The 6,976-nt window shown below is 73.2% G+C and carries 7 protein-coding genes and 1 pseudogene; 1 reads left to right on the top strand and 7 read right to left on the bottom strand.

Annotated elements, in window-relative coordinates:
* The 7 genes and pseudogenes from ACPCK6_RS29020 to ACPCK6_RS28990 form a co-directional block, all read right to left on the bottom strand.
* Positions 1–426, bottom strand: a pseudogene (locus ACPCK6_RS29020) (heavy metal translocating P-type ATPase); the annotation flags it as partial.
* Between the two features lie 74 nt (positions 427–500).
* Positions 501–974, bottom strand: coding sequence for a macro domain-containing protein (locus ACPCK6_RS29015; RefSeq protein ID WP_423482793.1), 474 nt, complete (start codon positions 972–974; stop codon positions 501–503).
* A 29-nt stretch (positions 975–1,003) separates the two neighbouring features.
* A complete protein-coding gene (locus ACPCK6_RS29010) occupies positions 1,004–1,387 on the bottom strand; it encodes a DUF1622 domain-containing protein (protein WP_128138377.1) in 384 nt (127 codons plus the stop codon).
* 86 nt (positions 1,388–1,473) lie between these two features.
* A complete protein-coding gene (locus tag ACPCK6_RS29005; protein WP_396882480.1) occupies positions 1,474–2,139 on the bottom strand; it encodes a TcmI family type II polyketide cyclase in 666 nt (221 codons plus the stop codon).
* A gap of 52 nt (positions 2,140–2,191) precedes the next feature.
* Complete coding sequence (locus ACPCK6_RS29000) at positions 2,192–3,418, bottom strand: cytochrome P450 family protein (RefSeq protein ID WP_396882479.1); 1,227 nt, start codon at positions 3,416–3,418, stop codon at positions 2,192–2,194.
* Complete coding sequence (locus tag ACPCK6_RS28995; RefSeq protein WP_396882478.1) at positions 3,415–3,735, bottom strand: putative quinol monooxygenase; 321 nt, start codon at positions 3,733–3,735, stop codon at positions 3,415–3,417. The genes ACPCK6_RS29000 and ACPCK6_RS28995 overlap by 4 nt, the downstream gene beginning before the upstream one ends.
* Positions 3,732–5,999, bottom strand: coding sequence for an FAD-dependent oxidoreductase (locus ACPCK6_RS28990; RefSeq protein ID WP_423482792.1), 2,268 nt, complete (start codon positions 5,997–5,999; stop codon positions 3,732–3,734). Before ACPCK6_RS28990 ends, ACPCK6_RS28995 begins: the two co-directional genes overlap by 4 nt.
* 195 nt (positions 6,000–6,194) lie before the next feature.
* Between ACPCK6_RS28990 and ACPCK6_RS28985 the strand changes: the two genes are divergently transcribed.
* A partial coding sequence (locus ACPCK6_RS28985; RefSeq protein ID WP_423482791.1) for a class I SAM-dependent methyltransferase occupies positions 6,195–6,976 on the top strand: 782 nt, incomplete at its 3' end.

Genomic DNA, 6,976 nt, shown 5'->3' with positions numbered 1-6,976 from the left:
CTGCCAGTGGCCGAGCAGCATGATGGTGACCAGCGCGGCCAGTTCCCACCAGAAGTCCAGGTCGAACAGGCCGAGGCTGGTGGCGGCCGAGGCGAGGTACGCGACGACGATCGCCATCGAGATCAGCAGCATCATGCCGGGGGCACGTTCGCGCAGCTCACGCAGCCCGCCGGTGAGGAACGGCCAGCCGCCGTACGCGAACACCGCGGTGCCGAGCACCGGGCCGACCCAGCGCACACCCGGGAAGTCCAGCGAGTAGCCGAACCAGTCCATCACCATGTGGCTGGTGACGACGATCGGCACGGTCAGCGCCAGGCTCAGCCAGAACCGGCGGCGGAACTGCTCCGGGTCGTGCCCGGCGTGCGCGCCGTGACCGCCGCCGTGGTCGTCGTGGTGGCCGGTGTCGTGAGCGGATCCGTGCTCCATGACTCCCACCATACCCCCTGGGGGTACCGGTCCACATCGACTCGGCGAAGTGGCGTGGGCGACAGCGGAGGTCACTACCTGTCGTAGACGGTCACCGGGATGCCGCGGTCGGACAACGCGCGCCGGATCAACGGCTCGATCCGCTGCCACGAGCCGCCGGCCAGCCCGCAGCCGATACGCGGCATGTGGACCGACGCGCCCAACTCCTCGGCGTGGTCGGCAACTGTCGCGAGGCAACGTTCCACCGCGTCGTAGCGGATCGGCGGCCCCGCGCTGCCCCGGCGCATCCCACGCTGGCCGACCATGTTGGCCACCCACACGTCCGGCGCGACCCGGACCAGCCGGACGGCACCCAGCCCGAAGTCGTTGCCGGCCCGGTGCCGGTGCCACTCCCGGTAGTCGCGTTCCGGCTCCGGCCAGCGCCGCGAGACGGCGAGCACGAAGCCCTTCCCCCACCCGCCGAGATCGTTGCAGACATGCGCGACGATCTTGGGGCCCTTCGCCTGCGGGCTCGTCGCGTCACCGCGCACGATCCGGAACTCCGCCATGCCCGCATGCTGCCGCAGAGGTACGACGCTCAGCGCTGGGGGCGGGCGCCGACGCTCGGCCGGTCGGCCGGGGTCCGGCCCTGCCAGGGCCAGCGGCCGTCCAGCTCCACCTCGAGGGAGAAGCTGAGGAACGTGCGGACCAGCACGATCAGCGCCAGCACGCCGACGCTGGTGAACGTGGGCGACACCGCCACCGTACGGATGATGTCGCCGCCGACCAGGAACTCCAGGCCGAGCAGGATGGCCCGGCCGACCCCCTGCCGGTACGCCCGGTAGTGCGCGACCACCTGGCGGGTCCGGGCGCAGCGCACCGCGAACACCGCCGTGGCGACCGCGACGCCGACCGCGATGACGAGCACCCCGGCCAGGTCCAGCAGCGCCCCGACGTGCTGGACGATCTCCTTCGTCGACACCCGGCACCCCCGCACCAGCCTGGCGTACGGCCGGTCGCGGGGGCGGCGTTTCCGCGCTCCCGGTCGGCGGGAGCGCGGAGGCGTGCTCAGTCCTGGGCCTGCCAGCGGTAGAAGACGGTGGCCACCGAGTCCTGCGGGCCCTGCCACGTCTCCGGCCGGTACGGCTCGATGTACGGGCCCAGGTCCTGCATCACCTTGCCGAAGGCGGGCTTGTCGCCGTGCCGGTCGCGGGTGGCCTCGGCCGCCGACGTCTCCTGTTCGAGCAGGTGCACGTAGACGTCGTCGATCGAGTAGAGCCAGCGCCCGGTGACGCCGAGGTCGGTCGGGAGCGATCCGGCGTCGGACTCGGCGAAGACCCGTGCGACGTCGGGTTCGGCGCCGGGCTTGATCCGCCCGACGATCACGGTGAGCGTGGTGTCGGCGGGCGGCTCCCCCTCGGGCGCCCAGTGGTAGAACTCCTTCGCCACCGAGTCCGACGGGTTCTTCCAGTAGCGCGGGTACGGGGTGACGTACGGGCCGATCTCCTCGGCGATCTTCTGGAAGGCGGGCAGGCCACGGGTCTGCCCGGAGATCCGCGGATCCTGCTCCCGCTCGATCACGTGCAGGTAGAGGTCGTGGTGCGACAGCAGGTACCGGCCGATGACGCCCAGGTCCTGCGGCCGGGTGGCCTGGTCGTAGTGGCCGAACACGCCACCGACGATCTGCTCGCTGCCGGGGACCATGTGACAGACGATCACGTTGCGGAAGACCATGACTGCTCCTTGATGATGGCGACGGGGGCGGCGGCGCGAGGCGGCGGCGCCGTCAGGCGGTGAAGGTGACGGGCAGTTCCAGCAGGCCGCGGAACGGCGAGGCGGCGGGGAGCCGGCGCACCTCGGCCAGCGGCACGCCGAGACGCAGTCCGGGCAGCCGGCGCAGCAGCGCGCCGAGCGCGAGTTCGGCCTCCATCCGGGCCAGTGAGACGCCCAGGCAGTAGTGGACGCCGTGCCCGAACCCGAGGTGCGGGCCCCGGACCCGGCGCAGGTCCAGCCGGTCCGGGTCGGCGAAGTGCGCCGGGTCGTGGTTGGCCGCGTTGATCGCCACCCCGACGATCGCGCCGCGCGGGATGCGGACGCCCTGGTAGTCGACGTCCTCGGTGGCGATGCGCGGGCTGGCCACGGGCAGCGGCCCGTCGAAGCGCAGCAGCTCCTCGATCGCGGCGGGCAGCAGGCGGGGCGAGTCGCGCAGCAGTTCCATCTGCTCGGGGTGGGTGAGCAGGGCCAGCACGGCGTTGCCGAGGAAGTCGGCGGTGGTCTGGTGCCCGGCGAACAGCAGCAGGAACGTGGTGGTGACCAGTTCCGCCTCGGACAGCGTCCCGTCCCGGTCGACGGCCTTGATGAGCGCGCCGATGATGTCGTCGGCCGGGTCGTCGCGTTTGGCGCGGACCAGCCCGGCCAGGTAGTGGTGCAGCCGGAGCTGGGCCTCCTGCACCGCGGCGCGTTCCTGCTCCGGCGGCCGGCTGGTGGAGCCGGAGGTGCGGATCACCTGGGTCCAGTCGAGCACCCGGTCGTGGTCGGCCGGCGGCACGCCGAGCAGTTCGCAGATGACAGTCATCGGCAGCGGGATGGCGAACTCGTGCATCAGGTCCGCTTCGCCGTGCGGCGCCATCTTGTCGATGAGCTGCTCGACGGTCGACGCGATCCGGGGGCGCAGCGCCTCGATCCGCCGCGGCGCGAACGCCTGTGACACCACGCGGCGCAGCCGGGTGTGCTCCGGCGGGTCGGAGTTGAGCATGTTGCGGTTCAGGCCCTCGGAGTTCGGGCCGAAGATCTTCAGGTAGTGCTGCCCCGGGCCGTACAGGTCCTTGGACAGGCGCGGGTCGGTCAGCGCGGTGCGGGCGTCGTCGAAGCGGGTGATCAGCCAGGAGTCGAAGCGCGGCGAGCCGACCGGGCAGACCGGCCGGTCCGCGCGCAGTCGCGCCAGCGCGGGGTACGGGTCGGCGGCGAACCCGTCGGTGTAGAGCTCGCTCGCCGGCATCACGTCGTCGGTCATCGCCCCTCCCCCGCCTCGCCGGCCACGCTGTGCAGCACCTGGTAGGTGTGCCGGTCGGCGGACTCACGCAGCTCACGGATGATGCTCAGCAGCCGGTCCCGGTGCGTGCTGCGGCCGAACGCGTCGAGCCGCTCGCGGTCCGCCCAGTCGCTGATGATCAGGTAACTGCGCGGGTCGTCGGCGTCACGGACCAGATCCTGGTGCAGGCAGCCGTCCAGCGTGCGGATCTGTTCGGCGGCGGTGAGCCACTCCGCCTCGAAGCGCTCCTCGCAGCCCTCCCGGGTCCGCATCGACAGCACGGTCCGGACCCGGCTCACCGGACGCTCCCGAAGACCAGGTGCAGGTGCTTGCGCAGCGCGTCCGGGTCGACCGGCGCGCCCCGGAACCCGATGTGCCCGTCCGGGCGGATCAGGTACAAGCCGGTGCCGGCCAGGCCGTACGCGCCGCGGAAGCGGCGCTCGGCGTCGCGCACCACCGGCGGGTCGAGCAGTCGCGGTTCGTCGGCGTCCGGGTCGAGCAGCAGGTACGCGTCGAGTTCCCCGCCGGCGAGCCGCCGCGCGTCGGCGCAGAGGCCGGTGAACGCGGTCAGCTCCTCCGCGCCGGCCGTGCGGTCGGCGTAGAGCAGCAGCGTGTGCCGGGTGCCCCGGGTCAGGTCACGCAGCCGCAGCGGATGGCCGACGCCGCGCCGGCGCAGCCCGTCCACGTCGGGCGCGATGTCGCCGGGGCGGGGCGCGTCGCCGAGCGCGGCCGGGTCGGCGACGGTCTCCCCGACCAGCGGGCTGCCGGCGTAGCTGAGCAGCATGGACATCTCCTGGAGGAACTGCCGTTCCAGGTCGGCGCGGTCCACCTCCTCGGTGCCGGCCATCCGTACCGCCCGGCCGACGATCTCCTCGCCCTCCGGGCGGCGCTCGGTCTCGTAGCTGTCCAGCAGGCCGGGCGCGGCCAGCCCGCGTACCGCCAGGGCGAGCTTCCAGGCCAGGTTCCAGGTGTCCTGGATGCCGGTGTTCATGCCCTGGCCGCCGGCCGGCGGGTGCAGGTGGGCGGCGTCCCCGGCGACGAACACGCGGCCGTCGCGGTAGCGGTCGACGATGCCGTGGCTGATCCGGAACACCGACGACCAGCGCAGGTTGCTCGCCCGGGTGCCTGGTGGCGCGAGGCGGTCCAGCGCGACCTGCACGTCGGAGATCGTCGGTTCGTCGAGCTCCTCGCTGAATCCGGGCGGGGCGTCGCGGCCGCCGGTCTGGGCGAAGAACCGGGGCGGGGCGAGGGTGGCGATGCGGTAGCGGTGCTCGCCGCGCAGCGGTACGCAGACGAGCATCCCGTCCATCTGCCCGTCGGTCATGTGCAGGAACCGCAGCAGGTGCCCGTCCGGCATGTCCCAGTCCACGTCGACGTCCACCAGCATGAACAGTTGCGGGAACCGGCCGAGCCCGCCGGTGAAGGTGAGCCCGAGCCGCTCCCGTACCCGGCTGTGCGCGCCGTCGGCGCCGACCAGGTACGCCGCGCGTACCGTCTCGGTGCCGCCGTCCGCGGTGCGGACGATGGCGGTCACGCCGTCGGCGTCCTGGGTGAAGTCGACGAGTTCGGCGCCGCGCTGCGGGCGGACCCCGAGGGTGGCCAGCCGGGTGGTGAGGATCCGCTCGGTCTCGTACTGCGGCAGGCCGAGGTGGTCGTACGGCAGGCCGGGCAGCTCCCAGCTCATCCGGTGGGTCTGCTCGCCGTTGACGAAGACCGTGTTGCCGGTGAGCCAGATGCCGGCGTCCATGGCCTCCCGGACGACGCCCTGTTCCTCCCAGATCTCCATGGTGCGGCAGTGCACACCGATCGCCTTGTCGGCGTGGCCGGGCGGGGTGGCCTGCTTGTCGATCACCAGGCAGTCGATGCCCCGCCGGGCCAGTTCGACGGCGGCGGTCAGCCCGGTGGGCCCCGCCCCGACGACGAGTACGTCTGTTGTCCTGTGCACGTCGGCCTCCCAGCCCGTGGTGGGGTGTCGGCGGCCGTCCCCGTCGGGCACGACGTGGAACAGCCGGCGCCGGATGTCGAGAAGGAACGGCGCGATCGGCCCGGCCTGCGCCGAGGCGTGGGCCGGGTCGCCGATCCAGGCGAGGAACGGCGCGGCGCCGTCCCACTCGGCGAAGATGTGGTGGATGTCCGAGCCGGGCTCCCGCAGCAGTCGTTCGCGGCGGTAGCCCGGTATCGCCGCCATTCGCCGGACCACCTCGGGGTAGCCGCTGTGGAACTCGGCGAGCCGGTCGAGCGGCACGGTGAGTTCGACGTCCACGTAGACCGGACCCGTCCCGTCCCCGGTCTCGCGCATCAGCGGGTAGCCGGGGTCGCCGTCCGGCTCGGTCAGCGGCCGGAACAGGTCGGCCAGGCGGGCCGCCACCGGCCCGCGCCGGTACGAGCGCAGCGCCGTCTCGTCGGCCCACTCGGTGACGACGACGAAGCCGCGCGGGTCGAGGGCGTCGCGCAGCAGCTCGTGCCGCAGGTTGCCGGGAAGTGCGCCGAGCTGCCCGGCGACCGTCTCGAAGGCCGGCCCCACCGCGGGCTCGCAGCCGGGGCGCGCGCGCAGCCGGAGCATCGTCCTGATCATGCAGCCCCCTCGAACGGTGCCGTCGTCGTGCCGCGACCCTGCCGCAGCGCGCGTCACCGGCTCGTCACCGTCGGCCCGCCGGACGTCCGGCCCCGGTGACGCCGCCGGGACGGCACACACTTATTGCAAAAGTTTGGCAACAAGCCTCGCCAGGGCCGCGTATCGGTAACTATCGTGAGCGACATGACTCCTTACGATCTGGATGTGCGGGCCTGGCAGGAGAGCTGGGACCGGCAGCAGGAGGCGTACCTGCCCGACCGGGAGCACCGCTTCTCGGCGATGCTCGACGCCGTCGAGGCGGTCGCCGGCGACCGGCCGCCACGCGTCCTCGACCTCGCGGGCGGCACCGGATCGATCAGCCTGCGGACGCTGGCCCGCCGGCCCGACGCCGAGGTGACGGTGCTCGACCTCGACCCGGTGCTGCTCACCCTCGCCGAGGCGGCGCTGGGCGGGCGGGCCACTGTGGTGACCGCCGACCTCAACCGGTCCGACTGGACCGCCGCGCTGCCGCACCGCGACTACGACGCCGTGCTCACCGCCACCGCCCTGCACTGGCTCGACGGTCCACGCCTCGGGCGGTTGTACGGCGAGATCCGCGACGTGCTGCGCCCCGGCGGCGTGTTCGTCAACGCCGACCACATGCCCGACGAGGCGCTGCCGACGCTGACCGACCGGCTGCACACGCGGGCGGGCGAACTGCGGGCGGCCAGGCACCGCGCGGGCGCGGCGCTGTCCTGGTCGGACTGGTGGGAGCGGGCCGCCGACGATCCGGTGCTCGGGCCGCTGGTGGAGAAGCGGCGGCAGATCTACCCGACCGGGCACAGCCCGGAGTGGAACCCGCCCGCGACCTGGCACCTGGACGCGCTGCGCGCGGCGGGCTTCACCGAGGCCGGCGTGCTGTGGCGCGGCGGCGCGGACGCCGCGGTGGCCGCACTGGTGATCTTCGCCGATTCCCGGGTCGCGTT

It is taken from the genome of Micromonospora sp. AB353 (genome assembly GCF_049538395.1).
Lineage (GTDB): Bacteria > Actinomycetota > Actinomycetes > Mycobacteriales > Micromonosporaceae > Micromonospora > Micromonospora aurantiaca.
Note: the sequence above shows the minus strand (reverse complement) of the source record. Positions and strands in the feature narration are given on the sequence as shown.

Excerpts from the sequence above, each read along its gene's own strand:
- ACPCK6_RS29015 (WP_423482793.1), bottom strand. The coding sequence starts at position 974 with ATGGCGGAGTTCCGGATCGTGCGCGGTGACGCGACGAGCCCGCAGGCG.
- ACPCK6_RS29005 (WP_396882480.1), bottom strand. The coding sequence starts at position 2,139 with ATGGTCTTCCGCAACGTGATCGTCTGTCACATGGTCCCCGGCAGCGAG.
- ACPCK6_RS28990 (WP_423482792.1), bottom strand. The coding sequence starts at position 5,999 with ATGCTCCGGCTGCGCGCGCGCCCCGGCTGCGAGCCCGCGGTGGGGCCG.
- ACPCK6_RS29000 (WP_396882479.1), bottom strand. The coding sequence starts at position 3,418 with ATGACCGACGACGTGATGCCGGCGAGCGAGCTCTACACCGACGGGTTC.